Origin of the sequence: Streptomyces sp. URMC 124, from assembly GCF_051386455.1 — a bacterium.
In the GTDB taxonomy this organism is placed as follows: domain Bacteria; phylum Actinomycetota; class Actinomycetes; order Streptomycetales; family Streptomycetaceae; genus Streptomyces.
The window spans coordinates 1-605 of the sequence record NZ_JBPQTS010000352.1; the positions used below are offsets into that span (position 1 = coordinate 1).

Below are 605 nucleotides of genomic sequence, written 5' to 3' on the forward strand. Positions count from 1 at the left end.
TCCCACAACCCCGTATACGCAACCCCTGCCGGGTATCACACGCATACGGTTTGGCCTCATCCGGTTTCGCTCGCCACTACTCCCGGAATCACGGTTGTTTTCTCTTCCTGCGGGTACTGAGATGTTTCACTTCCCCGCGTTCCCTCCACACTGCCTATGTGTTCAGCAGCGGGTGACAGCCCATGACGACTGCCGGGTTTCCCCATTCGGACACCCCCGGATCAAAGCTCGGTTGACAGCTCCCCGGGGCCTATCGCGGCCTCCCACGTCCTTCATCGGTTCCTGGTGCCAAGGCATCCACCGTGCGCCCTTAAAAACTTGGCCACAGATGCTCGCGTCCACTGTGCAGTTCTCAAGCAACGACCAGCCACCCATCACCCCACCACCGAAGCAGTGAGTGCACTGGGGCCGGCATCGCGAAGGTCGGACCGAAGTCCGTACCCTCAGATACCCAACAGCGTGCCCGGCCCGACCAGATGAGAATTCACGTTCCACGCCGAAGCAGTACTAGCGATCCCAACCGATCGTGCCGAATAGTCAACGTTCCACCCATGAGCAACCGTGCGAGTCATTCGCTCGCAGTCGGCCATATGCTCCTTAGAAAG

At 59.7% G+C, this 605-nt stretch carries 1 rRNA gene; it reads right to left on the reverse strand.

Features of this window, described 5'->3' with window-relative positions:
- Positions 1–324 (reverse strand): 23S ribosomal RNA (locus ACSNOG_RS32895); the annotation flags it as partial.
- Positions 325–605: the final 281 nt, after the last annotated feature.